Origin of the sequence: Actinoplanes campanulatus (genome assembly GCF_014647795.1) — a bacterium.
Classification (GTDB): domain Bacteria; phylum Actinomycetota; class Actinomycetes; order Mycobacteriales; family Micromonosporaceae; genus Actinoplanes; species Actinoplanes campanulatus.
The window spans coordinates 24,235-50,910 of sequence record NZ_BMPW01000035.1 but is presented as its reverse complement, the minus strand read 5'-3'; the positions used below and the strand labels follow the sequence as shown (position 1 = coordinate 50,910).

Here is a 26,676-nt window from a genome sequence, read left to right as displayed (position 1 = left end):
ACCCGCGTGACATGTACCCGAAGCCCGCGCTGGACGGCGGCGACCAGCAGCCGCCCGGTCTGACCTCGGCGATGCCGGACCGGCCGGACCACGGTGAGGAGAGTTACCGGGGCAGTGGACGGCTGACCGGGCGCAAGGCGGTCATCACCGGCGGCGATTCCGGAATCGGGCGGGCGGTGGCCATCGCCTACGCCCGGGAGGGCGCCGACGTGTTGCTCTCCTACCTGCCCGAGGAGGAGTCCGACGCCGCCGACACCGCGCAGTGGATCGAGAAGGCCGGCCGGAAGGCGGTTCTGGTCCCCGGTGATATCCGGGACGAGGCGCACTGCCGGGCGATCATCGACCGGGCCCGCACCGAACTGGGCGGGCTGGACATCCTGGTGAACAACGCCGCCTACCAGATGGCGCAGCCGGGCGGGATCACCGAGATCACCGACGAGCAGTTCGACCGGGTCATGAAGACCAACCTGTACGCGATGTTCTGGCTCTGCCGGGCCGCCGTCCCGCACATGCCGCCCGGCTCGGCGATCATCAACACCGCCTCGATCCAGGCCTACCTGTCGTCGAGCGCGCTGCTCGACTACGCCACCACCAAGGGCGGCATCGTGGCCTTCACCAAGGCGCTCGCCGAGGACCTGGCGGACCAGGGGATCCGGGTCAACGCGGTCGCGCCCGGCCCGATCTGGACGCCGCTGATCCCGGCGACCATGCCGGAGAAGAAGGTGAAGTCCTTCGGCGCGGACACCCCGCTGGGGCGGGCCGGGCAGCCCGCCGAACTGTCCGCGGCCTACGTCTACTTCGCGGGCCCGGAATCCAGTTACACCACCGGTGAGGTCCTCGGGATCACCGGCGGCAAACCGGTCAGCTGATCAGAACGTGCTGGTCACCCAGTTGACGGCGTCCATCACCCAGCCGGTCTGGCGCAGGTAGGAAAAGCCGACGCCGACCATGAAGACCCCGGTGATCATGTGCGCGCCGCGGGCGGTGTGCCGCACCCGGCCCATCTGCCGCTCCAGGACGAGGCGGCCGACCAGGCGGGCCAGCGCGAACACGCCCGCGGCCACGCACAGCTCGACCACGAACAGGACCATCGGGGTGAACAGGTCGCCGCCCTCGGACAGCGCCCAGATGCCCCAGCAGACGAAGGCGAACAGGACGGCGGCGCTGCTCCACTCGCCACCACGGCGCAGCCGCCGGATGTGCCAGCTCAGGCTGCGCTGCGGCTGCTGCTGGCCGTGGTCGTCGGGCCAGCCGGTGCCGGTGGGTTCGTGCTCGGCTCCGAACTGGCCGGTGAACTGGTGGGTGCGCTGGGTGACCCGGGCGCGGCCCCGGCTGAACGGGGACGAATCGGGCCCCGGCGCGGCCGGAGCGGAGTCCGGCGGCGTGCTGGCGGGGCCGGCCTGCTCCGTCGGCTGGTCGGCCCACGGATCCTGCGGCGGCATGTTGAGCGTCCGCTCGGACCACTGCGGTTGCTCCGGCATCGTTCCCCTTTCGGTCTGCGGTCGGCGACCGGCGACAGTTCGAGGGTAGCGAGCCAACAAATCAGTCGCCGCAGCACACAGCCGTCGGTTACACACGAGCCATGAGGGAAGAGACACAAATCCGCCCCACCACCCAGGGGGATGTAGCGGGAATCCTCGACCTGCTCGGCACGGTGTTCCACGAGGACTACCCGGAGGAGGTCCGCGACTGGGAGACCGGGGTCCTCGAACTGGACCGCTCGCTGGTCGCCGACGACGCCGGTCAGGTGGTGGGGCACATCGACGCCTACACCCGTGATCTCACCGTGCCGGGGGCCGTGGTGCCGGCCGCGCACGTGTCCGGGGCGGGTGTGGTCCCCACTCACCGGCGACGGGGCCTGCTCAACCGGATGATGCGGCGGCAGCTCACCGAGATCGCCGACGCCGGCCGGGAGCCGATCGCGGTGCTCTGGGCCAGTGAGACCTCGATCTATCCACGGTACGGGTACGGCCCCGCCTCCTCCCGGCTCGCTTTCACGATCATGAACCGTGAGGTCCGTCTCACCGTCCCGCCCGCCGAGCCTGCGGGCCGGCTGCGGATGGCCGAGCCGACCGGCCTGCTCGCCGACCTCACCAAGGTGTACGAGCAGTTGCGCCCGGACCGTCCCGGCTGGTCCAGCCGCGACGACCGGTGGTGGCGCTACGTCCTCACCGATCTGGAGGCGCATCGTGACGGCGCCACCAAGCGGTACGCGGTGGTCCACGACGGCCCGGACGGCCCCACGGGGTACGCGCTGTGGCGGGTCAAGAACGGCTGGAACAGCCACGGCCCGGACTGCGAGGTGCAGGTCCGTGAGGTGGTGGCCACCGATCCGGAGACGTACCAGGCCCTCTGGCGCTTCCTGCTCGGCATCGACCTGTGCCGCAGCGTGACGTTCCGGCTGGGCGCCGTCGACGAGCCGCTGCGCTACCTGGTCGACGAGCCGCGCCGTCTCGGCCCGACGGTGCTCGACGCCCTCTGGGTGCGCCTCGTCAACGTGCCGGCCGCCCTGGCCGCCCGCCGGTACGCCGCACCGGTCGACGTGGTCCTCGACGTCACCGACCCGATCCTGGAACGGAACACCGGGCGCTGGCGGCTCACCGGCGGCCCGGACGGGGCGGTGTGCGTGCCGACCACCGACCCGGCCGACGTGACCTGCTCGGTGACCGACCTGGGCGCCGTCTATCTCGGCGGCACCCCGCTGTCGGCGCTGGTCGCGTCCGGGCGGGTCCGGCTGCTGACCGGGAACGATCCGACGGTCGCGTTCGGCTGGCACCGCCGGCCCAGTTCCACCGAGGTCTTCTGAGCGGGGTGTGCCGTGCCGGTGTCCGCGGCGGTACCGTCGGCGTCATGGGCCAGCCCGAACGCCGTCGCCGCCGCGTGCGCCCCTCCTCGGCATCCGCCGGGGCGGCCACCGGCACGCCCACGGCCGATCCCACCCCACCGGCCGAGCCCGTCGCCGAGCCGAGGCCCGCTCCCGCCGTACCGGTGCCGGGCCCGCCGGCACCGGTAACCGCGGCACCCGCAACGCCGGCACCCACAACGCCGGTGCCCGGGCCGCCGCCGGTGCCGGGCCCGCCGCGCTCGGCCTCCGTGGCGGCGCCTCCCGTGCCGGGACGACCGCCCGGCTCGGCCACCGTGACGACGCCGGAGGGCGAGAGCCCTCGGCCGCCCGCCGGGAACGGCGGTCAGCGGCAGTCCCGTGGCGGGCCGCCCCGCCGGACCGGGTCCGGGCCGGGCGGCGACGACCGGGAGGCCGAGCGCGGGCTGCGCGGCCTGGTCGGTTCCGGGTCGTCGCAGGTGAGCGTGGGGGCCGCGCTGCGGGCCCGGGACGCTTCCCGGCCCACCGACGCGGATCTGGCCGAGGCGGAGGAGAGCCTCCCGATCGTCCGGCGCAACTGGCTGCCCCGCGAGGAGCTACCCCGCCGCTGAAAGCGGGTTTCAGGCGATGGCGGCTGAGTCCGGGAGCTCGGGCAACTCACGGGCGACCTCGTAGTCGGCGAGCTGGCCGATCCGGCGGGCGTGCCGGGCGTCGCCGGAGAACGGCGTCGCGATGAACGCCTCGACGAACGCGGTTGCCTCGTCGAGGGTGTGCTGGCGGGCGCCGATGGCGATCACGTTGCTGTCGTTGTGCTGCCGGGCCAGTTCGGCGATCTCGGTCTTCCAGACCAGCGCGGAGCGCACGCCGGGGACCTTGTTCGCGGCGATCTGCTCACCGTTGCCCGAGCCGCCGATCACGATGCCGAGCGAGCCGGGGTCGGCGACCACCTTGACCCCGGTGTGGAAACAGAACGCCGGGTAGTCGTCCTCGGCGTCGTAGACGTGCGGTCCGACGTCGACCACATCGTGCCCCTGCTTGTTCAGGTGGTTCACGAGATGGTTCTTCAGCTCGAAGCCGGCGTGGTCGGAACCCAGGTAGAGACGCATGGCAGAAGTCTTTCAGAAGGTGAGGGCCGAACGCAGGGCGGACGCCACCTGATCAGCCGCGGCCCGAGCGGCGTCGATGGTGGCCAGTTTGCGGGCGAAGCCGTGGTTCACACCCATGTAGCGGGTGTGCACCACCGGGACGCCCGCGGCGATCAGCGCGTCGGCGTAGTCGGCGCCCTCGTCGCGCAGCGCGTCGTACTCGGCGGTGATCAGCAGGGTGGGCGGCATCCCGGACAGGTCGGCGACCGCGAGCGGCGCCACGTCCGGGGTGAGCCGGCGCACCGGGTCGGGGACGAACGTCTCCCAGGCCAGCTTCATCGAGGCCCGGTCCAGGCCGTACTCCCCCACCTCGTCGTACGACTCGGCGGAGGTGAGCGGGTCGAGGGCGGGGTAGATGAGCACCTGGAAGTCGAGCGGGGTGGCCGCGTCGCGCTGCCGGCGGGCGGTGACGGTGGCGAGCTGGCCGCCCGCACTGTCGCCGCCGATGGCCAGCCGGGAGACGTCGAGCCCCAGGTCGGCGCCGGAGCGGCGCAGATAGGACACGACCGTCTCGGCGTCCTCGACGGCGGCCGGGAAGACGTGCTCCGGGGCGAGGCGGTAGCCGACCGAGACCACCGCGCAGCCGGAGCGCTCGGCGACCCGGCGGCAGAACCGGTCGACGGTCTCGATGCTGCCGTAGCACCAGCCGCCGCCGTGCAGGTAGACCAGGACCGGGGTCCCGGTCCGGGTGGCGTAGAGACGGCAGGGCACGCCGTCGGCGTCGAAGTCGGCGACCACCGGCAGCGCCCACGCGGGCCCGCTCTCCGCCTCGTTCGACTCCTCCATGGCCGCCCGCACGCCGAGCAGGCGCTGGTACGGATCCGCGGCCAGTGCCTCCGAAGACGGCCGCCGCCTCAACTCGGCGGCGGCCGTGACCTGCGGATGGAGCATCAGCGGATTTCGGCGAGAACCAGGCCGCCGCGGGCCTTCGGGGTGAACCAGGTGCTCTTGCGGGGCAGCTTGAGCCGTTCCAGGTTCACCTCGACGAAGTCCTCCACGGTGACCGGAGCGATCAGGACGGCTAGTTCGGCACGGCCGGCGTCGACCTCGCCGCGCAGCCACTCGACCGGGTAGTCGCCGCCGATGTAGGAGATCCGCTTGTCGCCCGGGTCCAGACCCAGCGAGTCGCGCAGCAGGACGCGCTCGACGAGGGCGTGATCCAGGTTCTCCACCGCGGTGCCGGCCGGGTCGGTGGGCAACTCCAGGGCGAAGGTGCGGCCGGCAACGTACATCTCGATGGTGCCCTTGGGCGGCAGCTGCGCGGCGCGCGTCAACTCGGTGACCGTCGCGCCGGCCGCGCGGAGCCTCTCGCGCAGCTCGTCGAGCGACGCGGGCAGCTCGCTGACCAGCCGGTTGTAGGGCTGGATGAAGACCGAGGCCGGGGTGGTGACGACGGCCAGGAAGCGCTCCAGCCCGCCGGTCTGCGCGGCCAGGCTGCGATGGTTGCCGTCGGCGACCACCAGCTCTCCGCCGCCGGCCAGGGCCAGCAGCCGGTCCTGCAACTCGCCGGGGCCGACCGGCCAGATCGCATGGGTACGCCCGCAGCCGTCCACATCGGTGGCGGCCGGCTCACCGGCCGCGTCGATCGCCTCGGCCAGCGCGGCGTGCAGTTCCTCGCCGCGACCGGTCTGCAGCAGCAGGACCGGGGAGAGCAGTGTGTTGACCGCCTCGGCCAGCGCGACCCGCTCGCGGACCTTGCTGATGAAGACGTCCTCGTTGCGGATGACCAGGCCGGGCTCGTCGGCGCTGGTGGAGATCTGGCCGGTCTCGACCATGCTCCACAGGCCGTATGCGGGCGCCTCGCCCGGTGCCGTGATGCGGTAGAGCACCACGACGTGCTCAGCCTGCCGGTACTTCTCCTCGGCCTGATCGCGCTGCAGGCGGACAGCGGCGTCCGGCAGCGACTCGAGGAAGGACTTCCCGAGGGACTCGGGCGCGAGGTGCGGCATCTCGACGGCCAGCGCGCTGTGCGGGTTGGCCTTGATGATGTCGGTGATTTCGGCGTCGTCGGCGAACTCGTCGTAGTTCTGGGCCCCGGTACCTCCGTTGGTGATCCAGGCCCGGCTGATCGGGTGCACGACCGTCATGGCAGGCAACTTACCCGGCGTGCCGTCGTCGCCCACCAACCGGAGTCGCCCCCGGTGACCTGCCCAACTGCGCCGCGGCGAGGGAATTCACCGCGTGTTCGGCGGGTGCTGCCGTGACGGTCACCGGAGGAGCCAGCATAGAAGCCACTTCTGGTGACAAATCGGTCCAGAATCCGCGCTGGACGCTGAAACTCGAACCGACCGGCTCAGTCTGCGGCATACCCGCCTCCGCGTTGGGTGAGGTGTACATCACCCCATCCAACGACCGGCGAAAGGCCGAGGATCGCTTTTCGGGGGCCTTCGCCCCCGAAAAGCAACTAATCGAAGATGGGACCCAGGTCCCGGCTGCGCTTCAGCTCGTAGAAGCCCGGGGTGCCGGCGACGAGGACCACGCCGTCCCAGAGCTTGCCGGCCGCCTCGCCCTTCGGCGCCGGGGTGATCACCGGGCCGAAGAAGGCGACCGTCTCCCCCGGGTTCGGGCCGGGAGCGTGGATGACCGGGGTGCCGACGTCGGTGCCGACCGGCTTCATGCCGGCGTTGTGGCTGGCCCGCAGCGCCTCGTCGCGGGCGTCGGTGTGCGCCGCCTCGGCCAGGCTCGGGTCGAGGCCGACCTCGGCCAGCGCCTCCTGGAACAGCTTCGGGTCTTCGATGTCGTATTTCTGGAGGTGGATTCGGGTGCCCAGGGCGGTGTAGAGATCACGCAGGACCGCCGGGCCGGCGGCCTCGGCGGCCGCGATGCAGACCCGGACCGGACCCCAGCCCTTGGCCAGCAGCTCCTTGTAGCGCTCGGGAAGCTCGTCGCGACCCTCGTTGAGAACCGACAGGCTCATCACGTTGAACCGGACGTCCAGTGGACGGACCTTCTCCACCTCCAGCAGCCAGCGGGAGGTGATCCAGGCCCACGGGCAGAGGGGGTCGAACCACATGTCGACGGTGGCACGTTCAGTCATGCTTCGATCTTCCTCCCTCTTCGGCCGCCAGTCGGGGTGAGATGCGTCGCCGTCGCCGCATAGGCTTCGGGTAAACGCAGTCAGCTCGAAGGAGAGTGCACGTGGCCGGTGTTCACAACCTGACCCAGGTCGAGGCTGCGGAGCGTGGTCGATTGCTCGAGGTGACCGGGTACGACATCACCCTTGACCTGACCGACGGGAACGGCAACCCCGGCTCCGACACGTTCCGGTCCACCGCAGTGATCAATTTCCGGTGCGCCGAGCCCGGTGCGGCGACGTTCGCCGAGGCGGCGGCAGCCGCGATCCACTCCGCGACGCTGAACGGCACCCCGCTGGACCTCAGCGGGTGGTCCCCGGAGAACGGCCTGCCGCTGTCCGGTCTCGCCGCCGAGAACACCCTGGTGGTCTCCGGCGACTTCAAGTACTCGGCCAGTGGCCAGGGGCTCCAGCGCAGCCTCGACCCGGTCGACAAGGAGGTCTACCTCTACAGCCAGTTCGAGACGGCGGACGCCCAGCGGGCGTACGCGTGCTTCGACCAGCCCGACCTCAAGAGCGTGTTCACCTGGCACGTGACCGCTCCCGGGCACTGGAAGGTCGTCTCGAACATGCCGGTGGAGTCGGAGGAGGCGGCGGGCTTCGGCGCGAAGACCGTCCACTTCACCACCTCACCGCGGATGAGCACCTACATCACCGCGATCTGCGCCGGTCCGTACCACGAGGTGCGCGACTCGCACGACGGCATCGAGCTGGGCGTCTTCTGCCGGGCCTCGATGGCCCGCCACCTGGACGCCGACGACCTGTTCCTGATCACGAAGCAGGGCTTCGACTTCTTCCACGAGCAGTTCGGGGTGCGCTACCCGCTGCCGAAGTACGACCAGCTCTGGGTGCCGGACTTCAACGCCGGCGCGATGGAGAACTTCGGCTGCGTGACGCACGCCGAGTCGCACTACATCTTCCGGTCGCAGGTGACCGACTACGAGTACGAGCAGCGCGCCAACACGATCCTGCACGAGCTGGCGCACATGTGGTTCGGCGACCTGGTCACCATGCGCTGGTGGAACGACCTGTGGCTGAACGAGTCGTTCGCCGAGTGGGCCAGCCACTGGTGCAACACCGAGGCCACCCGGTTCTCCGACGCCTGGTCGACGTTCCTGTCCATTCGCAAGGCCTGGGGCTACCGGCAGGACCAGCTGTCCTCCACCCACCCGGTGTACTGCGAGATGCCGGACCTGGAGGCCGTCGAGGTCAACTTCGACGGGATCACGTACGCCAAGGGCGCCAGCGTGATCAAGCAGCTGGTGGCGTACGTCGGTCTGGACCCGTTCCTGACCGGTCTGCGGGCCTACTTCGGCAAGTACGCGTGGGGCAACGCCACGTTCGACGACCTGCTCACCGAGCTCGAGGCGGCGTCCGGCCGGGAGCTGCGCAAGTTCGCCGCGCAGTGGCTGGAGACGGCCCAGGTCAACACGCTGCGGCCGGTCGTCGAGATCGACGCGGACGGCAACTACGCGAGCGTCGTGGTGTCGCAGGAGGCGCCGGCCGACTACCCGACGCTGCGGACCCACCGGATCGGCATCGGCCTGTACGACCTCGACGGCGACCGGCTGGTCCGGCGCGAGCTGATCGAGGCGGACGTGGCCGGCGACCGGACCGCGATCGCCGCCCTGACCGGGGTGCGGGCCGCGGACCTGCTGCTGCTCAACGACGAGGACCTGACCTACGCGAAGCTGCGGCTGGACGAGCGGTCGCTGGCCACCCTGGTGGGCCACATCGCCGGGTTCGACTCGGCGCTGCCGCGGGCGCTGTGCTGGGCGGCCGCGTGGGACATGCTGCGCGACGCCGAGATGGCGACCCGCGACTACGTGGCCCTGGTCGTCGCCGGGCTGCCGGCCGAGGACGACGTCAACCTGGCGACCGCGACGCTGCGGCAGGCCGCCACGGCGCTGACCAGCTTCGCCGACCCGGAGTGGGCGCCGAACGGCTGGGCCGCCCTGGCCGGCCTGGCGGAGGCTCAGCTGGCGTCCGCGGAGCCGGGCAGCGGGTGGCAGCTCACCTGGGCGCGGGCGTTCATCACCGCGGCTCGCACCCCGGAGCAGGCGGCCGTGCTGCGCGGCTGGCTGACCGGCGGGTCCAAGCCGGAAGGGCTGGTCGTCGACACCGAGCTGCGCTGGTCGCTGCTCCAGGCGCTGTCCGCGCTGGGCGCCGCCGAGGAGTCCGAGATCGACGACGAGCTGGCCGCCGACAAGACGGCCAGCGGCGAGCGGGAGGCGGCGATCGCCCGGGCGCTGCTGCCCACGCCGGAGAACAAGGCCCGCGTGTGGGCCGAGCTGACCGGTCCGCAGGCGCCGCCGAACTGGCTGAACCGGTCGCTGCTCCAGGGCTTCCAGAGCACTCGGCAGGTGGCGCTGACCGCGCCGTACGCGGAGAAGTTCTTCGAGGTGGTCGCGGACGTGTGGGCGCACTCGGACAGTGAGCCGGCGCAGGAGTTCGCGATGCTCGCCTACCCGGCCTACCAGATCAGCGACGAGACGGTGGCTCTCACCGACGCGTGGCTGGCCCGCGAGGGTCACCCGGCGTCGCTGCGGCGGCTGGTCGCCGAGGGCCGGGACGGGGTGCTGCGGGCGCTGAAGGCCCGGGCGAAGGACCGCTCCGCCTGACCGGATGTGATGACGGCCCGTCCCACTTTGGTGGGGCGGGCCTTTCACATGTGGCAACTTACCGCCGCGTTGGCCACGGGAAACAACTCTGTGTGAGTAGTCTGACACTCCCCGGTCATGGAGGCGGACTTGACAATGCTGAGCCAGGTTTCCCCGGTGCGGTGGAGTGCGCCGGAGGGTCGATGGACCGAGCCGGATCTGCACCTGTTCCCGCAGGACGGACACCGTTACGAGATCCTCGACGGCAGCCTGCACGTCACCCCACGGGCCGACGCGCGACACGACTCGATGGTCGAGAGCGTGGTCACCACGCTGCGCTCGGCGGCGCCGCCCGGCTGGTGGGTGTGCGCGCGGCTCGGAATCGAGATGGGCACGAGCAACCTGGTGCCGGACGTGACAGTGCTGCGGCCGCACTCGTCCGGGTCGATCTGGGTCGACCCGGCGGACGTCGCGCTGGTGGTGGAGATCGAGTCGGACGAGACGCGGCGCTACGACCGGCTGCTCAAGCCGGCCGTCTACGCGGCGGCCGGCATCCCCGCCTACTGGCGCGTGGAGGCCGGGCCGGTGCTCCGCGTCCATGCGCTGACGGATGAGTCCTACCAGGCGATCGAGGACGCCGGCACCGACGGCCAGCTCCAGCTGGACAGCCCCTACCCGATCCGGGTGAACCCCGCGCAGTGGCGCTAGGCGGGGCTACGCCGCCCCGGCGTGGGTGGCCAGCTGGTCGATCCCGATGAGCAGGCCACCAGCCAGGTCGCCGCCGGCGAAGGACGCCGCCATCGACAGGCCGGCGAGCTTCGCGTCCCGGTCGGAGATGCGCTTGCGGGCGTCGGCGCCGGTGACGATCTCCAGCTTCCGCTGGTTGGGCGACACCGCGATCAGGACCGCACGCTGCGGGTCACGGGTCTGGTGGTGCAGCTCCTCGGCGGCGGCGCGCAGCGGCTCACCGAGCTCGCCCAGGTAGATGCTGAAGTTGAGCCCGGTCACCTGGTCGGCGATCCGGAGCGCCTCGTCGAGACGGAGCAGCTGCCGGGTCGAAAAAGGACCCTCGGCGGGCTGCTCCAGCGGGGTGACCTCACCAACTGTCACTTGCGCCTCCTGTGGGACCTGGCCGGACCGGTGCGCCGGAACTGTCCTCGATGACCAGTCCGCTGTGACCGGCCGACGCCGGTGCGATCTGCTGCGGCTTCGCGGTGAACCACATCGCCGGGAAGTCGTAGGGACGGCCCGGGCGGTAACGGCGGTCCGGCTTCGACCGGTCGGAGCCGGCGAAGACGAGAGTCGCGATCGTCCCGATTATCACAACCGGAATGATCACGAAGACCAGAACGGTGCTGATTACTGACAACTGAACGCCCCCAGGCGCCGGATGATCCTGCGTATTTCGAACATCAATCACCGTAGCGGAGCGATGGTCGTACCGGACCGTCGGGTCTCGAACCGGGGTCTCACGCCGTCGGGATCTACGCGGATCGCGCTCGCAGGTGCGAAAATCACCCTCACGCGCCGTCCGCGTGCTTTCCGTCGCGAACGGCAGGAGGGGGATCCTATGCGTAAGTCCGTCCCCGCCGCTGCGGCGGCGCTCATCCTCGTTCTTCTGGGTGTCCCGTCCGGCGCACGGGCGGCCGCCGTCTTCGTGGAGCTGAACCCGAGCACCGTCCCGGCCGGCGACGAGCTCTCGATCCGCGCGTCCTGCGAGGACAATCTCAAAGCCGCCACGGTGACGGCCGAGCCGATCGGCTCGGTCACCGTCTCGCCGGAGTTCGGCTTCCTGACCGCGACGGTACGGGTGCCGGCCGACACCGAACCCGGCGACTACCCGGTGGCCCTGCGCTGCCAGGAGGGCGGCGCCGCGACGACCACCCTGCACGTGGTCGCGGGCGTCGAGCCGAGCCGTGGCCCGGCCACCGGCGGCGGAGGCACCGCCGGCGGCGCCACCGGGTCGATGCTGATCGGCGGCGGCCTGCTCGCCGTACTGGCCGGGTTGGGTCTCGGAGTCGTGTCGCTGCGCCGCCGGCGACTCGGCTGAGGCTGCCGTGGCCCAGGAGGAGAAGCCGCCGTCCGGCCCTCGCGTGCCGGACGCGGTCGCGCGCAAGCGCCCGGCCCAGGTGATCACGGCGCCGCCGCCCGGGGTGGTCACCGGGCCGTTGCCGCCCACGCCGGTGACCCGCGGGCGTTCGCCGTTCCGGATCCCGCTGCCCCGGCGGATGCCGTCGCCGGCCCCGGTGCGGGGCCGCCGTGCCGGGACGATCGGGGTGATCGCGCTGGTGCTGCTCTTCCTCGGGCTGTTCGTGGTCGGCATGGGTCTGGGCTTCGCGACCGGCTTCGACGTCGGCGGCCTGTTCCGCGGCCCGGACAAGCCACCGCCCCGGGAGTACCCGGTGCTGGAGCCGAGCCGGCCGGAGCGGCTGGAGATCCCGGCGCTGCGGGTGTCGGCGCCGGTGCTCGAGGTGGGGCTGGCCAACGACGGCTCGGTGGACGTCCCGCCGCTGAAACGGCACAACGAGGCCGGCTGGTTCGAGGGCGGCCCGACCCCTGGGCAGTACGGCCCGGCGCTGATCGTGGGGCACGCCGACACCCGGACCGGCCCGTCGGTCTTCCACAAGCTGGACACGATGAAGCCGGGCCAGGAGATCCGGGTGTGGCGCGCGGACGGCACGAAGGCGGTCTTCGAGGTCAACTCCGTGGAACGGTTCGACAAGAACGAACTGCCGGCCAAGCGCGTCTACGGCGACTACACGCGCCCACTGCTGCGCCTCATGACGTGCGGCGGGCGATGGCTGGGCGGGGAGGAGGGCTACGAGGACAACATCGTCGTCTTCGCCTCCCTGGTCGCGAAAGGTTAGGCCGCCTCGGCGGTCTCGACCGGGGCGGGCGGCAGGTCGAGCCAGTCCATCCAGCGCGGATCGGGGGTCCGGTGCCCGAGCACCCGCCAGGCCACGCCACGCGGGGCGGCCGGCAGCGCGTGCAGACGCCAGCCGAGCTCGGCCGGGGTCTTGTCGCCCTTGCTGTGATTGCACTTGGCGCACGCGGCGACCACGTTGTCCCAGGCGTGCAGGCCGCCCCGGCTGCGCGGGAAGACGTGGTCGATGGTCTCGGCGGAGCCGCGGCAGTAGGCGCAACGGCCGCCGTCACGGGCGAAGACGGCCCGGCGGGAGAGCCCGACATGAGTACGGTACGGAACCTTCACATACCGCGTGAGACGAACCACGGAGGGAACCGGGAGGGTGTGGTGGGCACTGTGCAGGATGCCGTCGCCGTCCGACACGCACTCCGCCTTGGCGGTCAGGACGAGGATGGTCGCTCGACGCACCGATACGACGCACAGCGGCTCGTAGGTAGCGTTCAGCACCAACGCGGAAGAGCCAACCGTGGGTCGTATGTCAGGCATCGCAATCACCCTTCCGGTGTCAGTTGCTTTTGACCGCTCCCATAGCCCATGCGTGTGTGATGTGGGCCTCGCCGTACGGGACCCGTGCGCCAATAGTCCCTGATGAATAACCAAATTGCGAGCACAATCTGTGGCTACGCGGTAAACGTCAGAGGTCTTCACCCGGCCGGACCCGGTAGCTTCTGTCCCCGTGTTCCTCTTAGCTCCCCCCTCACCTTCGCCCTCGACGCCGGACTACTACTCGAGTCCCGACGTCAAGAAGGCGTGCGACGAGAACGTGCTCTGTGACCGGATCGTCGACTGGACCGGCAGCCAGTGGCTGGGCAACAGCAGCTACGTGGTGGTCATCAAGCCACTGCGGATCATCGGGATCATTCTGGTCGCGATGCTCATCCGGTGGCTGCTGCACCGCGCCATCTCCCGGCTGGCGTCGAGCACCTCGCGCGCGTCGATGCCGGCGCTGCTGAGGCCGCTCAGGGAGAAGGTGACGGTCACCGCCGAGGAGGGACAGTTCATCCCGGAGCGGCGCCGGCAGCGGGCCGAGGCGATCGGTTCGGTGCTGCGCAGTTTCGTCAGCGCGGTGGTCTTCACGATGGCCGCGCTGCTGGTGATGGGTGAGCTCGGCTTCAACCTGGGACCGCTGCTGGCCAGCGCCGGCATCGTCGGTGTGGCGCTCGGCTTCGGCGCGCAGAGTCTGGTCAAGGATCTGATCGCCGGCCTGTTCATGCTGCTGGAGGATCAGTACGGCGTGGGCGACACGGTCGACCTGGGCGAGGCGACCGGTGTGGTGGAGAGCGTCGGGCTGCGGATCACCACGGTCCGCGACGCCCGGGGTGTGCTGTGGTACATCCGCAACGGTGAGATCGTCCGGGTCGGCAACAAGAGCCAGGGCTGGGCGATGGTCGTGATCGACATCCCGATCGGCTTCGTCAGCTCGGAGGAGGCGGTCGCCGTACTGAGGACCGCCGCCGGGTCGGTGGCGACCGAGCCGGAGCACCAGACCGAGTTCCTGGAGCCGCCGGAGGTGATCGGCGTCGAACAGCTCACCGTGGACGGCGCGGTGATCCGAACGATCGCCAAGACCACCGCGGACAGTCAGGTGGTGATCCAGCGGGATCTGCGCCGGGCGCTGACCGAGGCACTGGAGACCTCGGGGCTGTCCGAGCGGATCGCGGCGTCCCGGCTCCTGCCGCGCAGCGCCGTTCCGCCCGCGTGGCTCGGTGGCGGCGAGAATTCCTCGCCTACCCCGACCGACCCGCAGCGGCCAGGCGGAGCCACCTGACCAGCAGATAAAGCACAGGACCCGATTCCACCTCGCCCGAACGGCCAATCTTCGACTCGACTTCACTAGCATCGACTAGGACGATCGGGCAGAATCCGCTACAGATTCTGCTCATGCCGCGCGCCCATCCCCCGAAGATCAGCGGGCGCGCACGGCCTTCGTCGTGCTTCGGCGATCGTCGAAAGCGATGGAGGCTTCGGTGGCGAACGACCCCAGAACGGCTACACACAGTGGGGGGAACGCTACTTTCCGAAGCCTCTTCCGCCTCCGTGAGTACCGCGCGGTCTATCTCGCAACCCTGATCAACTGGCTAGGCGACTACCTGTCCCGGGCCGCGGTGACGGTGCTGGTCTACCACAAGAGCCAGTCGGTGCTGCTCTCCGCGGCCTCGTTCGCGGTCGGCTTCCTGCCCTGGATCGTCGGGCCACTGCTGTCCGCGATCGCTGAGCGGTACCCGTACCGCCGGGTCATGATCGTCGCGGACCTGACCCGGATGGCGCTGATCGCGCTGCTGCTGGTGCCGCACATGCCGGTGCCGTTGATGCTGCTCATCCTGCTGCTGGCCGGGCTCGCCGCGCCGCCCGCGCAGGCGGCCCGCTCGGCGCTGCTGCCGGAGCTGGTCGGGCGGGAGCGGCTGCCACTGGCCACCGCGCTCCAGCAGACCGCGAGCCAGACCGCCCAGGTGGTCGGCTACCTGGCCGGCGCCACCCTGGCCGTCGCCCTCACCCCGCGGATCGCCCTCGGCCTGGACGTCCTGACCTTCCTGTTCTCGGCGCTGCTGGTGGCGTCCGGGGTGCGGCCCCGGCCGGCCACGAACCCGGACAGCGGACGGACCCACCTGCTGCGCGAGACCGGCGAGGGGTTCCGGCTGGTCTTCTCCCATCCGCTGCTGCGCTCCATCGTTACCGTGGTGTTCACGGTCACCGTCTTCGCCATCGTCCCGGAGGGGCTCGCCGCGGCCTGGGCCGTCGAGGGCACCCCCGGCCACAGCTCGTCGAACCTCGACCAGGGCCTGATCATGGCGGCCGGGCCGTTCGGGTTCGTACTGGGCGGCATCCTGTTCAGCCGGCTCGTGCCCGCCCACCGCCGGGCACGGCTCGTCCCGTACCTCGCGGTGTCCATGCCGTTGCTTCTCGTGCCGTCGATCTTCGGGCCGCCGGCGCCGTTCGTGGCGGCGCTGGTGATGCTCTCCGGACTGACCCAGGGCGCGCTGCTGCCGACCCTCAACGCGAACTTCACGCTGGCCGTGCCGGACGGCTACCGGGCCCGCGCCTTCGGGGTCGTCGGCAGCGGGGTGCAGGTCACCCAGTTCACCGCCGTCATCGTCACCGGGCTTCTGGCCGACCATTTCCGGCTGCCGCTCGTGGTCGGGCTGTGGAGCATCGGCGGCGCCGTCGTGATGCTTCTCATCGTTCTGTCCTGGCCACGCCAGGGCCTGCCGGAACCCGCCGCGGGTGCTGGCAGGATGGAGAGGTGACCTTCTTCGAAGCCGTCGGCGGCGAACCCACGTTCCGGCGCCTCGTGGACAAGTTCTACGAAGGCGTCGCGGAAGACCCGCTGCTGCGCCCGATGTATCCGGAGGACGACCTGGGGCCGGCCGCCGACCGGTTCACGCTCTTCCTCATCCAGTACTGGGGTGGCCCCAGCACGTACTCGGACAGTCGCGGGCATCCCCGGCTGCGGATGCGGCACGCGCCGTTCCGGGTCGACGCGGAGGCCCGCGACGCCTGGCTGCGGCACATGCGGGTGGCGGTCGACTCACTCGAACTGCCCGCGCCGTACGAGGCGGAGCTCTGGGACTATCTCGAGCGAGCGGCACATTTCATGGTGAACACGATGGATAGCGCGGAGCCCGCCCACTGACAGTGTCGCGACCGGCGATGGCTCGTTGATCGTATTGTCACTAACGATCTCGGGAGCCATCTCATGCGCCGTCGCCTGCTCGCTGCCGCCGCTGTCGCGGTCGTCGCCGTTCCGGCGCTGATCGATACCGTGCCGGCCACGGCCGACCGCGCGCACCCGTCGGTGGTCTCCGATGATCCGGTGGACTGGACGCCACACGTGCTCGACGGGACGGTGTGGTCGCTGGCGCTGGTCGGCGACACGGTGGTGGTCGGCGGGGCCTTCACCAAGGTGGCCGACAGCAGCCGCCGGCAGACCTACGAGCGGAAGAACATCTTCGCGTTCGGGCTGAACGACGGCGCGATCCGGACCTTCGCCCCGCAGGTGGACGGCGCGGTCTACTCGCTGGCCGCCGGGCCCGACCACTCGGTGTACATGGGTGGCGCGTTCAAGACCGTCAACGGGGCGCAACAGCGCGGTCTCGCCCGGATGTCGCTGCGTGACAACACCCGGTACGGCTCCTTCAACGCCCGGGTCAACTGGGGTGACATCCGGGCACTGGTCAGCCGGGGTGAGCGGCTCTACGCGGGTGGCACGTTCTCGGCGGTCAACGGGGTGCAGCGGCTCGGGCTGGTCCGGCTCAACGGCGAAACCGGTTCGGTGGACCAGGGCTTCGACGCGCGGCTGGCCGGGCCGGGCCTCAAACGGGTCCGGGTGGAGCACTTCGACGTCTCACCGGACGGCAACCGGCTGATCGCGGTCGGCGCCTTCCTGCGGTCGAACGGCGCGGACCGCACCCAGATCGCGCAGTTCGACGTCGGCGGCTCCGGGGCCGGCCTGGTCAACTGGTACACCGACGCGTTCAAGCCGACCTGCATGAAGGGCTTCGACACCTACCTGCGGCAGGTGAAATTCTCACCGGACGGCTCGTACGTCGTGGTGGCCGCGACCGGCCGGGCGTCATCGGCGCAGAAGCTGTGCGACTCGGCCGCCCGGTTCGAGGTCCGGGCCACCGGACGGCTGAACCCGACGTGGGTGCAGCGCACCGGCGGCGACTCCCTGTACGCCGTGGCGATCACCGGGCCGGCCGTCTACCTGGGCGGGCACCAGCGGTGGTTCGACAACCCGTACGGCACGGACGGCAACGGACCGGGGCCGGGCGCGGTCTCCCGGCCCGGTATCGGCGCGGTCAGCCCGGGCACCGGCAAGGCCCTGGAGTGGAACCCCACCCGGTCGCGGGGCGTCGGCGTGCGAACCTTCCTGGTCACCCCGGACGGCCTGCTCGTCGGCTCGGACACCGACCAGCTGGGCCGCGAATTCCACGGCCGGATCGGCATGTTCCCCTTGCGCTAGAACCCGCGATGTACCGCCGGTGACTTGGGGTGCCCGCGATTCGCCGCCGGTGACTTGGGGCTCGGTTTTTCGACGCCGCGGGGTTTGCGGTGGCGGAAAACCGAGCCCCAAGTCACCGGTTACAAGGCGAATCGCCGCGGAGCGAAGCGAAGCAATTAAAGCAAAGCGCCTTCGTCGTGTAGCCAGTCCACGAAGGAGGTGGCGACCGCGGCGCCGCAGTCGAGCAGCTCGACCAGCAGGGTGTCGTGGACGCCCGCGGCGAGGGGGACCTGGAGCTCCGCGTAGATCGGGAGCTGGCCCCGCTCGGTGGGGTCACCCACGTAGGCCTTGCAGAAGCGGCGTGTGTGGTTCCACTCGTTGACCACCCGGTAGGCGCGGTCGGCCCAGTCCGGCGGGACCGTCGCGTGCGGGCGGGCCCGCATCACCAGGATCTCGTCGTCCGGTCCCTCCAGGGTGAACAGCACGGCGTGCCGCTCCCACATCGCCAGGAGGCTGCCGCCGCCGTCGGCGAGGAACCGGATGTCGAGCAGATCGAGCGCCTTACCGACACGCGCGAGCTGCACCGGTATGACCAGATCGGACGATCCGGTCGCGGACAGTTCGGACGGAACTCCGGAGCGGCTCGGCTCGCGCTGGGCCGGGACACCGACGCGAACGGTGCTCTGCACCGCCACCTCGCCACCGGTATCCGGCTCATTGCTCGCAGCCGATCCCGGACGCCATGACCACCACGGCATCGTGTGCACCTCACTCCCCAACAGACCCAGAGCCGGGTGTTGCAGTGGATCCGAGGGCAGACGGTACCCGTACCGTTCCTGAAGGTCATCCCCCTAACGAGAGGGCGGAGCCGGAAGAACGAGGTGGCGTCACCCTTTCGGGTGACTCACCATCGGCATAACGGTCAATTTGTGAACGCTCTGTCGCCAAGCTACTCCATATGGTGCAGAAATTCCCACCCAGCCGCCGGCCACCCGAACCCTCACCTCCGCCGGATCCGCGTTCCGCGGACCGAGGAAACCCATCCGGGCGACCGCCTGGACGAGACGTTGGGAGATCTGTACGGGCGCGCCGTCCTCGGGCGTGACGACCAACGCGACGTGATCCAGGAGCGCGTCGCGAACCGCACGCTGCCCGACCGCCCGGCCCGGGAAGCCGCCCGACGCGACCTCCCGCAGAGTCCCGGCGGCCGCCGCGGCCAACCGAGTCAGCTCAGCGGCGGAGATCGACTCGACGGCCCGGCTGGCGGCCGGCGGCAGCGGCCACCGCCACTGCGTGTCCCGGCGCTCCGGCAGGGACTCCCCGCCGGCGGCCAGCACGGCCAGCAGGTCGGCGGCGGAGACCGTGGCATCGCCCGGTCCGGGGCCGGCCACCTCACGGGTGACCAGCACCTCCCAGGGGAGGCGGGCCCAGAGTGCGGTCCGCCCGCCGGACGACCGGAGCCGGACCGGCGCGGCCGGATCGAGCCGGGTGAGCCGCGCCAGGAACGCGCCCGCATCGGGAACCCCGAGCAGGCCGTGGGAACTCATGACCGATCCTCGACGTACGGCGCCAGGAACTCCCGCTCGGCGTCGGAGAGCCGGCGCGGATGCCCCTTGACCAGGTTGTACGGCACACACACGGATTTCGCCCGGCTGGCCAGCACACCGTCGTCGAAGAGCTCGTAGGAGACCGTGAACGCCGCGGCCCGCAGCTCGGAGACCCACATCTCGATGCGGACCGGGTCGCCGAAGTCGATCGGCCGCACGTAGTCGATCTCGTGGCGGGCGATCACGATGCCCTCCTCGAAGGAGCCCAGGCCGTGCGCCCGGGCCCCGACGAAGAACATCGCCACCCGCGCCTCCTCGTAGAGAGTGAGGAAGCGCGCGTTGTTGACGTGCCCGTACGCGTCCATGTCGGACCAGCGCACGGGCACGTCGTAGATGAAACGCTCAGTCACGGGTGAGCTTGCGGTAGGTCACCCGGTGCGGTCGGGCCGCCTCGGCGCCCAACCGGTCGATCTTGTTCTTCTCGTACGCCTCGAAGTTGCCCTCGAACCAGAACCACTTGTCCGGGTCCTCGTCGGTGCCCTCCCAGGCCAGCATGTGCGTGGTGACCCGGTCCAGGAACATCCGGTCGTGGGAGATGACCACGGCGCAGCCGGGGAACTCGAGCAGCGCGTTCTCCAGGCTGGAGAGCGTCTCCACGTCCAGGTCGTTGGTCGGCTCGTCGAGCAGGATCACGTTGCCGCCGATCTTCAGCGTCATCGCGAGGTTGAGCCGGTTCCGCTCGCCACCGGAGAGCACCTTGACCGGTTTCTGCTGGTCCGGGCCCTTGAAGCCGAAGGCGGCCACGTAGGCGCGGGACGGCATCTCGACCTTGCCGACCATCATGTAGTCGAGACCGTCGGAGACGACCTCCCAGACGGTCTTGCTGCCGTCCAGGCCGGCCCGGTTCTGGTCGACGTAGGACAGCTTGACCGTCTCACCGACCCGGACCGAACCAGCGTCCGCCTGCTCCAGCCCGACGATGGTCTTGAAGAGCGTGGTCTTGCCGACGCCGTTCGGGCCGATGATGCCGACGATGCCGTTGCGCGGCAGCGAGAACGACAGATCATCGATCAGGGTACGGCCGTCGAAGCCCTTGACCAGGTCCTTCGCCTCGATGACGGTGTTGCCGAGACGCGGGCCCGGCGGGATCTGGATCTCCTCGAAGTCCAGCTTCCGGGTCTTCTCCGCCTCGGTGGCCATCTCCTCGTACCGCTCGAGACGGGCCTTGCTCTTGGTCTGCCGGGCCTTGGCGTTGGACCGGACCCACTCGAGCTCCTCGGTGAGGCGCCTCTGCAGCTTCTGGTCCTTGCGGCCCTGCACCGCGAGGCGGGCGGCCTTCTTGTCGAGGTAGGTGGAATAGTTGCCCTCGTACGGGTACGCGTGACCGCGGTCCAGTTCGAGGATCCAGGTGGCGACGTTGTCCAGGAAGTACCGGTCGTGGGTGATCGCGATGACCGTGCCGGCGTACTTGGACAGGTGCTGCTCCAGCCAGTTCACACTCTCGGCGTCGAGGTGGTTGGTCGGCTCGTCGAGCAGCAGCAGGTCGGGCGCCTCGAGCAGCAGCTTGCAGAGCGCGACGCGGCGGCGCTCACCACCGGAGAGCTGGGTGACGTCGGCGTCCGGCGGCGGGCAGCGCAGCGCGTCCATCGCGAGCTCGAGCTGGGCGTCGATGTCCCACGCGTTGGAGTGGTCCAGCTCCTCCTGGAGCTTGCCCATCTCCTCCATCAGCTCGTCGGTGTAGTCGGTGGCCATCTGCTCGGCGATCTTGTTGAACCGCTCGAGCTTGGCCTTGGTCTCCGCGACCGCTTCCTCGATGTTGCCGAGGACCGTCTTCTCCTCGTTCAGCGGCGGCTCCTGCGCGAGCATGCCGACCGTGTAACCGGGCATGAGCCGGGCCTCGCCGTTGCTCGGCGTGTCCAGGCCGGCCATGATCTTCAGCAGGCTGGACTTACCGGCGCCGTTCGGGCCGACCACACCGATCTTGACGCCTGGCAGGAAGTTCAGCGTCACGTTGTCGAGCACGACCTTGTCGCCGTGCGCCTTACGCGCCTTCTCCAGGACGTAGATGAACTGGGCCACGGTGTGCCCTACCTCCGAGATCGTGGGTTTTCGGTGCCGGGATCAAAGGACAATCTTTCCACCTGCCCGCGAGCGGCGAACGACAACCCCGGCTGTCACTCCGGGACGACGTCCTGTTCCTCGGCCCGGCCGTCCTCGTGCGTGATGATCAGCTTGTCGGCGGTCACCACGAAGATCGCGCCGTCCTCGGCCGCGGCCCAGAACTCACCGGCGTCGTTGTGCCGCACGTCGGCGAGGAACAGCGCCGTCTTGTTCTCGACCCACTTGGCCTCACCGCCGCCCTTGTTGGCGTGGTAGTAGAGCTGCGCCTCCTCGTCCTGACAGATCCAGACGACCGTACGGCTCTCGGTCCGCACGCGCAGCACCTGGCGCAGCTCGCCGACGGCGCCCGCCTTCTCCCCCATCGCCTGCGTCTCCGGCCGGCACAACGGCCCCACCGCCAGCAGGCTGGGCCCCTGCGAAATGCCCGGTTCTGGGTTCTTCGGCTCACGGCCGCGGGAAAGCAGATACCCGGTGACCAAGCCGCCGACCGTCAGCACCGCCGTGGCGATCACCACAGGGATGAACAACGGCCGCCGTCGCTGGGAATGATCATCGAGCGGTGTCACCGGCACAGGATGACACCCGGTTCCCGGCGGGTCCATCACGCATCGGCCCGGGCGGCCGAGCGGAGGTGGTGAGAGAGCGGGAGCTTACACACAGTAGGCTCACCTTGGGAACAGAAACCACTCGGAGGTGTACTCAGCGTGGCCCAACGAAGTTCCTTCGTCGTCGTCGCCAACCGTCTGCCCGTGGACGAGGTAACTACGCCGGACGGTGAGAAGCAGTGGCGACCCAGTCCGGGTGGCCTGGTCACGGCCCTGCATCCGGTGCTGGCCCAGCACCGCGGCACCTGGATCGGCTGGGCCGGCGGGGACGGCCCAGCGCCCGAGCCGTTCGATCTCGAGGGCATCCACATCCACCCCGTTCCGCTCAGCGCCGAAGAGCTGGAGCGCTACTACGAGGGTCAGTCCAACGCGACGATCTGGCCGCTCTACCACGACGCGGTGGAGACGCCCGTCTACAAGCGACGCTGGCGGGAGACGTACCGGGTGGTCAACCACCGGTTCGCGCAGGCCGCCGCGGAGGTGGCCGCCGAGGGCGCCACCGTCTGGGTGCAGGACTACCAGTTGCAGCTGGTCCCGGCCATGCTCCGGGAGATGCGCCCGGACCTGCGGATCGGGTTCTTCCTGCACATCCCGTTTCCACCGATCGAGCTGTTCATGCAGATGCCGTTCCGGGCCGAGGTCCTGCGCGGGCTGCTCGGCGCCGACCTGGTCGGCTTCCAGCAGCGGCTGGCCGCACAGAACTTCGTCCGCCTGGCCCGGCATCTGCTCGGGCTGCGCTACGAGGGCCAGTCGATCCAGGTGGACGGCCGGCGGGTCAAGGCCGGCGCCTTCCCGATCAGCATCGACACCGCCGACATGGAGAAGCTCGCCGCCGACCCGGCGGTGCAGGCCCGGGCCAAGCAGATCCGGGCCGAGCTGGGTGATCCGAAGACCATCGTGCTCGGCGTCGACCGGCTGGACTACACCAAGGGCATCGAGCTGCGCCTCAAGGCGTTCCGCGAACTGCTCGCCGACGGCAAGCTCAACGTCGGTGAGGCGGTGATGGTGCAGGTCGCCACGCCGAGCCGGGAGCGGGTCGAGCACTACCAGACGCTGCGGGTGCGGGTGGAGCGCGAGGTCGGCCGGATCAACGGCGAGTTCGGCCGGGTCGGCACGCCGGCCGTGCACTACCTGCACCAGTCGGTCAGCAAACAGGAGCTGGCCGCGATGTACGCGGCGGCCGACGTGATGATGGTGACCCCGCTGCGCGACGGGATGAACCTGGTCGCCAAGGAGTACATCGCCTGCCGCGGCGACACCGGCGGCGCGCTGGTGCTCAGCGAGTTCGCGGGCGCCGCCACCGAGCTGCGCCAGGCGTTCCTCTGCAACCCGCACGACCCGGACGGGGTGAAGGACGCGCTGTTGCGGGCGGTCGGCGCCGAACGGCCGGAGCTCAAGCGCCGGATGCGGGTCATGCAGCGCCATCTGCGGACCCACGACGTCGCCCGGTGGGCGAAGTCGTTCCTCGACGAGCTCAACATCGACGACGAGAAGGCCGAAGATTGAGATCGGGCGCCGGGCCGTTTCGGCCCGGCGTCCCTTCTTCCGGTACGAGTGACGCGCGCTACAGCTCGAAGCGGAGCCGGCTAGCCGCTCAGCGTCAGACCCTCCCCGACCGTGACGACGTCGCCGATCACGACGACCGCCGGAGTCCGGATGCCCGCCGCCGCGGTTGCCTCGGCCACCGCGCCGAGCGTGCTGGTCAGCGACCGCTGGTGGGCCGTCGACCCCTCCTGCACGACCGCGACCGGGGTGTCCGCCGAGCGGCCCTCGGCGATCAGCCGCTCCGCGATCTTCGGCAGGTTCCTCAGGCCCATCATCACCACGACGGTGCCGCGCATCCGGGCCAGCGCCGCCCAGTCGACGAGCGTGTCCGGGTGGTCCGGCGGGATGTGGCCGGAGATGACCGTGAACTCGTGCGCCACCCCGCGGTGGGTGACCGGGATGCCGGCCAGGGCGGGCGCCGCGATCGAGCTGGTCACCCCGGGAACGACCAGCACCGGCACACCGGCCCGGGCGCACGCGAGCGCCTCCTCGCCGCCACGGCCGAAGACGAAGTTGTCGCCGCCCTTGAGCCGGACCACGAACCGCCCCTGGCTCGCCCGGTCCACCAGGATGCGGTTGATCTCCTCCTGGGCGGCCTGCGGACCGTACGGGATCTTGGCGGCGTCGATCAGCTCGACCTCGGGACGCAGCTCGCCGAGGAGCATGCCGGGGATCAGCCGGTCGGCCACCACCACGTCGGCGGCGGCGAGCAGGCGGCGGCCCTTCACCGTGATCAGCTCGGGGTCGCCGGGGCCGGCCCCGACCAGGGCCACCCCCTTGAGCTCGGGCGCGGCCGGTGGGGTGGCCTCCAGCACGCCGGCCACCATGTCGCGCACCGCCATGGCACGGCGACGGTCGCCACCGTCGGTGACCGCCACGGTCACCTGACCGTGCCGGGTGACGGCCGGGGTCCAGGCCGTCGCCGCGTCCCGGTCGTCCGCCCGTACGCAGAAGATCCGGTGTTCCTCGGCCGCCAGGCTGACCTGAGCCGCCGCCTCCGGATCGTCGATCGCGACATGGACCAGCCACGCGCCCTCGACGTCGGCGGGCGCGAAGCGCCGCGGCGTCCAGACGGCCCGGCCGGCATCGACGTGCCCCTGGAGCGTGGGGGTCAGCTCCGGCGCCACGATCTCGACCCGGGCGCCCGCCGCGATCAGCGCCGGCACCCGGCGGGTGGCGACCGTGCCACCGCCGACCACCAGCACACGGCGTCCCTCGATCCGCAGACCCAACGGATAGATGCTCACTTCTCGGACACTCCCGCTGAATCGAACGTCGCCACCTCGTGCAGCACGCGGACCGCGGCCGACACGACGGGCAGGGCCAACACCGCGCCGCTGCCCTCGCCGAGGCGCATGCCCAGGTCGAGCAACGGGTCAAGGCCGAGGTGGGTGAGCGCCACTCCGGCGCCCGGCTCGGCGGAACGGTGCCCGGCGACCATGGCGGCCACCGAATCCGGGGCGAAGGCCGCCGCCGCGACCGCGGCCGACGCCGCGATCACACCGTCGACGATCACCGGTACGCGACGCGCGGCGGCGCCCAGGATGAACCCGGTCAGCGCGGCGTGCTCCAGACCGCCGACCGCGGCGAGCACGCCCAGTGGGTCGGCGGGGTCGGGCGCATGCCGCTCGAGGGCGGCCGCCACCACGGAGATCTTGTGCTGGTACGTCTCGTCGTCGACGCCGGTGCCCCGCCCGGTCGCCGCCGCCGCGGACGCGCCGGTGAACACGGCGATCAGCGTCGCCGCCGGGGTCGTGTTGGCGATGCCCATGTCGCCGGTGAGCAGCGCGCGGGCGCCCTGGTCGACCAGGGTCGTGGCGACCTGGATGCCGACCTCGACGGCGGCCAGCGCCTCCTCACGGGTGAGCGCCGGGCCGGCCGTCATGTCCCGGGTGCCACGCCGCACGTTCGCGTCCAGCAGGTTCGGCCCGCCGTGCAGCGGGATGGCCACGCCGACGTCGACCACCATGACGTCCGCGCCGGCCTGCCGGGCGAACGCGTTGACCACCGCGCCGCCGGCCACGAAGTTCGCCACCATCTGGGCGGTGACCTCCTGCGGCCACGGCGTCACCCGCTGGGCGTGCACCCCGTGGTCGCCGGCGAAGACCGCGACGGTGGCCGGCTCCGGCAACGGCGGCGGGCACACCCCGGCCAGCCCGGCGAGGCGCACCGACAGCTCCTCCAGCACGCCCAGCGAGCCGGCCGGCTTGGTGAGCCGGGCCTGCAACTCGCGGGCGGCGGTCATGGCCCCGTCGTCGGCGGGCCGGATGGCCGCCAGGGTGGTCTCCAGCGTCACGGTCGCTCCTCGATCACATCGGTCAGAGTCTGCACGAATCCGTCAGTGGTGGCAGTGTCGCGCACCGCAATCCGGAGCCAGTCGAGGCCCAGCCCCGGGAAGGTGTCGCCACGGCGCACCGCGTAGCCACGTCGGCGCAGCTCAGCGCGTACCTGATCGGCGGCGGGGAGGCGTACCGGAACGAACGCGGAGGCCGGGTCGCCCGGAACCGTGACGCTCGGCACTCGCCGCAACCGTTCCACCAGATGGGCACGCTCGGCGGCGAGCGCCGCCGCGATCTCCCGCTCGGTCGCGACAGCGACCGGCGAGGCGCAGGCGGCGGCCGCGGCGAGCGCCGGCGTGGAGACCGCCCACAGTGGTTGCGCGGCGGCCAGCCGGCGCAGCAGATCGGCCGGCCCGAGCAGGTAGCCGATACGTAGGCCGGCCAGGCCCCAGGTCTTGGTGAGGCTGCGCAGCACCACCAGACCGGGCAGGTCGCGGCGCCCGGCCAGGGACTCCGGCTCACCCGGCACGCCCGGCCGGAAGGTGGTGTCGGCGAACGCCTCGTCGACCACCAGCACACGGCCCGGGCGAGCCAGTTTCGCCACGTCGGCGGCAGGGTGCAGGACCGAGGTGGGGTTGGTCGGGTTGCCGACGAAGACCAGGTCGGAGTCGTCCGGAACCAGGCCCGGATCGAGCCGGAAGCCGTCCGATTCACGCAGGATGACCCGCTCCACCCGGTGGCCGGCGTTACGCAGCGCCGCCTCCGGCTCGGTGAACTGCGGATGCACCACGACCGGCCGCCGGGCACCCCGCAACGCCTGCGCGAGCAGCACGAACCCTTGGGCGGCGCCCGCGGTGAGCAGCACCTCGCCCGGATCCCGGCGGTGCCGGGCCGCGACGGCCGCGGTGGCCGCGCGGTCGTCCGGGTACGCCGAGAGCGCGCCCAGCGACTCCGCGATCGGCCCGGCCAGCCAGGCGGGCATGGCCTGGTGCCGCACGTTGACCGCGAGATCGATCAGGCCCGCCCCCACCTCGGCGTCGCCGTGATGATCGAGGTCGAAACTCATGGGCTC

Annotated in this window: 28 protein-coding genes; 12 read left to right on the top strand and 16 right to left on the bottom strand. The window is 71.0% G+C overall.

The annotated features are described in order from the left end of the window. The first annotated feature begins 11 nt into the window (after window positions 1–11). Window positions 12–869, top strand: a complete 858-nt coding sequence (locus IEZ13_RS42410) for an SDR family oxidoreductase (protein WP_183227780.1) — start codon at window positions 12–14, stop codon at window positions 867–869. Here IEZ13_RS42410 and IEZ13_RS42405 read toward each other — a convergent pair whose 3' ends face one another. After that, window positions 870–1,481 (bottom strand): DNA-directed RNA polymerase II, encoded by a 612-nt coding sequence (locus IEZ13_RS42405; protein ID WP_183227737.1) that lies wholly within the window; start codon window positions 1,479–1,481, stop codon window positions 870–872. Window positions 1,482–1,582: 101 nt separating this feature from the next. Here IEZ13_RS42405 and IEZ13_RS42400 point away from each other — a divergent pair, with 101 nt between their 5' ends. Together IEZ13_RS42400 and IEZ13_RS47785 are read left to right on the top strand one after the other, a co-directional pair. Further along, the gene (locus IEZ13_RS42400; RefSeq protein WP_183227738.1) at window positions 1,583–2,806 is read left to right on the top strand and encodes a GNAT family N-acetyltransferase; all 1,224 of its coding nucleotides are present in this window, start codon (window positions 1,583–1,585) and stop codon (window positions 2,804–2,806) included. Between the two features lie 302 nt (window positions 2,807–3,108). Further along, a complete protein-coding gene (locus IEZ13_RS47785) occupies window positions 3,109–3,432 on the top strand; it encodes a hypothetical protein (RefSeq protein ID WP_372441944.1) in 324 nt (107 codons plus the stop codon). Window positions 3,433–3,441: 9 nt separating this feature from the next. Here IEZ13_RS47785 and IEZ13_RS42390 read toward each other — a convergent pair whose 3' ends face one another. The 4 genes from IEZ13_RS42390 to IEZ13_RS42375 all read right to left on the bottom strand — a co-directional run bounded on the left by IEZ13_RS42390 (window position 3,442) and on the right by IEZ13_RS42375 (window position 7,003). Then, window positions 3,442–3,927, bottom strand: a complete 486-nt coding sequence (locus IEZ13_RS42390) for a ribose-5-phosphate isomerase (RefSeq protein WP_183227740.1) — start codon at window positions 3,925–3,927, stop codon at window positions 3,442–3,444. Between the two features lie 12 nt (window positions 3,928–3,939). Next, window positions 3,940–4,857 (bottom strand): alpha/beta hydrolase, encoded by a 918-nt coding sequence (locus tag IEZ13_RS42385; RefSeq protein WP_183227741.1) that lies wholly within the window; start codon window positions 4,855–4,857, stop codon window positions 3,940–3,942. After that, window positions 4,857–6,053 carry a DUF1015 family protein gene (locus IEZ13_RS42380; RefSeq protein ID WP_183227742.1) on the bottom strand — a complete coding sequence of 399 codons (1,197 nt, stop codon included), beginning with the start codon at window positions 6,051–6,053 and terminating at the stop codon, window positions 4,857–4,859. Before IEZ13_RS42380 ends, IEZ13_RS42385 begins: the two co-directional genes overlap by 1 nt. A 317-nt stretch (window positions 6,054–6,370) precedes the next feature. Further along, window positions 6,371–7,003 carry a mycothiol-dependent nitroreductase Rv2466c family protein gene (locus IEZ13_RS42375; RefSeq protein WP_183227743.1) on the bottom strand — a complete coding sequence of 211 codons (633 nt, stop codon included), beginning with the start codon at window positions 7,001–7,003 and terminating at the stop codon, window positions 6,371–6,373. A gap of 101 nt (window positions 7,004–7,104) precedes the next feature. Here IEZ13_RS42375 and pepN point away from each other — a divergent pair, with 101 nt between their 5' ends. Together pepN and IEZ13_RS42365 are read left to right on the top strand one after the other, a co-directional pair. Then, the gene (gene pepN / locus IEZ13_RS42370) at window positions 7,105–9,660 is read left to right on the top strand and encodes an aminopeptidase N (protein ID WP_183227744.1); all 2,556 of its coding nucleotides are present in this window, start codon (window positions 7,105–7,107) and stop codon (window positions 9,658–9,660) included. Window positions 9,661–9,795: 135 nt separating this feature from the next. After that, window positions 9,796–10,347: a Uma2 family endonuclease gene (locus tag IEZ13_RS42365; protein WP_229795723.1), complete on the top strand. Its 552-nt coding sequence runs from the start codon at window positions 9,796–9,798 to the stop codon at window positions 10,345–10,347. 6 nt (window positions 10,348–10,353) lie between these two features. Here the strand turns inward: IEZ13_RS42365 and IEZ13_RS42360 are convergent, their stop codons facing one another. Both IEZ13_RS42360 and ctaJ read right to left on the bottom strand, forming a co-directional pair. Further along, window positions 10,354–10,749, bottom strand: coding sequence for a DUF5130 family protein (locus IEZ13_RS42360; protein WP_183227746.1), 396 nt, complete (start codon window positions 10,747–10,749; stop codon window positions 10,354–10,356). Further along, the gene (gene ctaJ / locus IEZ13_RS47230; RefSeq protein ID WP_229795718.1) at window positions 10,736–11,059 is read right to left on the bottom strand and encodes an aa3-type cytochrome oxidase subunit CtaJ; all 324 of its coding nucleotides are present in this window, start codon (window positions 11,057–11,059) and stop codon (window positions 10,736–10,738) included. The genes IEZ13_RS42360 and ctaJ overlap by 14 nt, the downstream gene beginning before the upstream one ends. A 150-nt stretch (window positions 11,060–11,209) precedes the next feature. On the opposite strand from ctaJ, the gene IEZ13_RS42355 reads away from it, so the two are divergent. Both IEZ13_RS42355 and IEZ13_RS42350 read left to right on the top strand, forming a co-directional pair. Continuing rightward, window positions 11,210–11,689 carry a hypothetical protein gene (locus IEZ13_RS42355; RefSeq protein ID WP_183227747.1) on the top strand — a complete coding sequence of 160 codons (480 nt, stop codon included), beginning with the start codon at window positions 11,210–11,212 and terminating at the stop codon, window positions 11,687–11,689. 7 nt (window positions 11,690–11,696) lie between these two features. Beyond that, window positions 11,697–12,506, top strand: a complete 810-nt coding sequence (locus tag IEZ13_RS42350; protein ID WP_183227748.1) for a class F sortase — start codon at window positions 11,697–11,699, stop codon at window positions 12,504–12,506. Here the strand turns inward: IEZ13_RS42350 and IEZ13_RS42345 are convergent. Beyond that, window positions 12,503–13,051 carry an HNH endonuclease gene (locus IEZ13_RS42345; protein WP_183227749.1) on the bottom strand — a complete coding sequence of 183 codons (549 nt, stop codon included), beginning with the start codon at window positions 13,049–13,051 and terminating at the stop codon, window positions 12,503–12,505. The genes IEZ13_RS42350 and IEZ13_RS42345 overlap by 4 nt on opposite strands. A gap of 190 nt (window positions 13,052–13,241) precedes the next feature. On the opposite strand from IEZ13_RS42345, the gene IEZ13_RS42340 reads away from it, so the two are divergent. The 4 genes from IEZ13_RS42340 to IEZ13_RS42325 all read left to right on the top strand — a co-directional run bounded on the left by IEZ13_RS42340 (window position 13,242) and on the right by IEZ13_RS42325 (window position 17,528). Further along, window positions 13,242–14,333: a mechanosensitive ion channel family protein gene (locus IEZ13_RS42340; protein WP_183227750.1), complete on the top strand. Its 1,092-nt coding sequence runs from the start codon at window positions 13,242–13,244 to the stop codon at window positions 14,331–14,333. A gap of 199 nt (window positions 14,334–14,532) precedes the next feature. After that, complete coding sequence (locus IEZ13_RS42335) at window positions 14,533–15,810, top strand: MFS transporter (protein ID WP_229795717.1); 1,278 nt, start codon at window positions 14,533–14,535, stop codon at window positions 15,808–15,810. After that, the gene (locus IEZ13_RS42330; RefSeq protein WP_221246366.1) at window positions 15,753–16,196 is read left to right on the top strand and encodes a globin; all 444 of its coding nucleotides are present in this window, start codon (window positions 15,753–15,755) and stop codon (window positions 16,194–16,196) included. Before IEZ13_RS42335 ends, IEZ13_RS42330 begins: the two co-directional genes overlap by 58 nt. Before the next feature lie 63 nt (window positions 16,197–16,259). Continuing rightward, entirely contained in the window at window positions 16,260–17,528 is a 1,269-nt protein-coding gene (locus IEZ13_RS42325; protein ID WP_183227753.1) for a delta-60 repeat domain-containing protein, read from the top strand. A 155-nt stretch (window positions 17,529–17,683) separates the two neighbouring features. On the opposite strand, the gene IEZ13_RS42320 is transcribed toward IEZ13_RS42325, so the two are convergent. From IEZ13_RS42320 to IEZ13_RS42300, 5 genes are all read right to left on the bottom strand, one after another. After that, window positions 17,684–18,265 carry a type III secretion system chaperone family protein gene (locus IEZ13_RS42320; RefSeq protein WP_183227754.1) on the bottom strand — a complete coding sequence of 194 codons (582 nt, stop codon included), beginning with the start codon at window positions 18,263–18,265 and terminating at the stop codon, window positions 17,684–17,686. Between the two features lie 129 nt (window positions 18,266–18,394). After that, window positions 18,395–19,054, bottom strand: a complete 660-nt coding sequence (locus IEZ13_RS42315) for a DUF8185 domain-containing protein (RefSeq protein WP_183227755.1) — start codon at window positions 19,052–19,054, stop codon at window positions 18,395–18,397. Next, window positions 19,051–19,464: an acyl-CoA thioesterase gene (locus tag IEZ13_RS42310; protein WP_183227756.1), complete on the bottom strand. Its 414-nt coding sequence runs from the start codon at window positions 19,462–19,464 to the stop codon at window positions 19,051–19,053. The genes IEZ13_RS42315 and IEZ13_RS42310 overlap by 4 nt, the downstream gene beginning before the upstream one ends. After that, complete coding sequence (gene ettA, locus IEZ13_RS42305) at window positions 19,457–21,133, bottom strand: energy-dependent translational throttle protein EttA (RefSeq protein ID WP_183227757.1); 1,677 nt, start codon at window positions 21,131–21,133, stop codon at window positions 19,457–19,459. Before ettA ends, IEZ13_RS42310 begins: the two co-directional genes overlap by 8 nt. Before the next feature lie 95 nt (window positions 21,134–21,228). Next, window positions 21,229–21,741: a hypothetical protein gene (locus IEZ13_RS42300; protein ID WP_229795716.1), complete on the bottom strand. Its 513-nt coding sequence runs from the start codon at window positions 21,739–21,741 to the stop codon at window positions 21,229–21,231. 138 nt (window positions 21,742–21,879) lie between these two features. On the opposite strand from IEZ13_RS42300, the gene IEZ13_RS42295 reads away from it, so the two are divergent. Then, window positions 21,880–23,286: an alpha,alpha-trehalose-phosphate synthase (UDP-forming) gene (locus IEZ13_RS42295; RefSeq protein WP_183227759.1), complete on the top strand. Its 1,407-nt coding sequence runs from the start codon at window positions 21,880–21,882 to the stop codon at window positions 23,284–23,286. Window positions 23,287–23,366: 80 nt separating this feature from the next. Here IEZ13_RS42295 and cobA read toward each other — a convergent pair whose 3' ends face one another. Genes cobA through cobC form a run of 3 tightly spaced genes read right to left on the bottom strand, consistent with a single transcriptional unit; the run spans window position 23,367 to window position 26,670 of the window. Continuing rightward, complete coding sequence (gene cobA / locus IEZ13_RS42290; RefSeq protein WP_183227760.1) at window positions 23,367–24,572, bottom strand: uroporphyrinogen-III C-methyltransferase; 1,206 nt, start codon at window positions 24,570–24,572, stop codon at window positions 23,367–23,369. Then, window positions 24,569–25,621, bottom strand: a complete 1,053-nt coding sequence (cobT, locus tag IEZ13_RS42285; RefSeq protein ID WP_183227761.1) for a nicotinate-nucleotide--dimethylbenzimidazole phosphoribosyltransferase — start codon at window positions 25,619–25,621, stop codon at window positions 24,569–24,571. The genes cobA and cobT overlap by 4 nt, the downstream gene beginning before the upstream one ends. Next, complete coding sequence (cobC, locus tag IEZ13_RS42280) at window positions 25,618–26,670, bottom strand: Rv2231c family histidinol phosphate aminotransferase CobC (RefSeq protein WP_229795714.1); 1,053 nt, start codon at window positions 26,668–26,670, stop codon at window positions 25,618–25,620. Before cobC ends, cobT begins: the two co-directional genes overlap by 4 nt. Window positions 26,671–26,676: the final 6 nt, after the last annotated feature.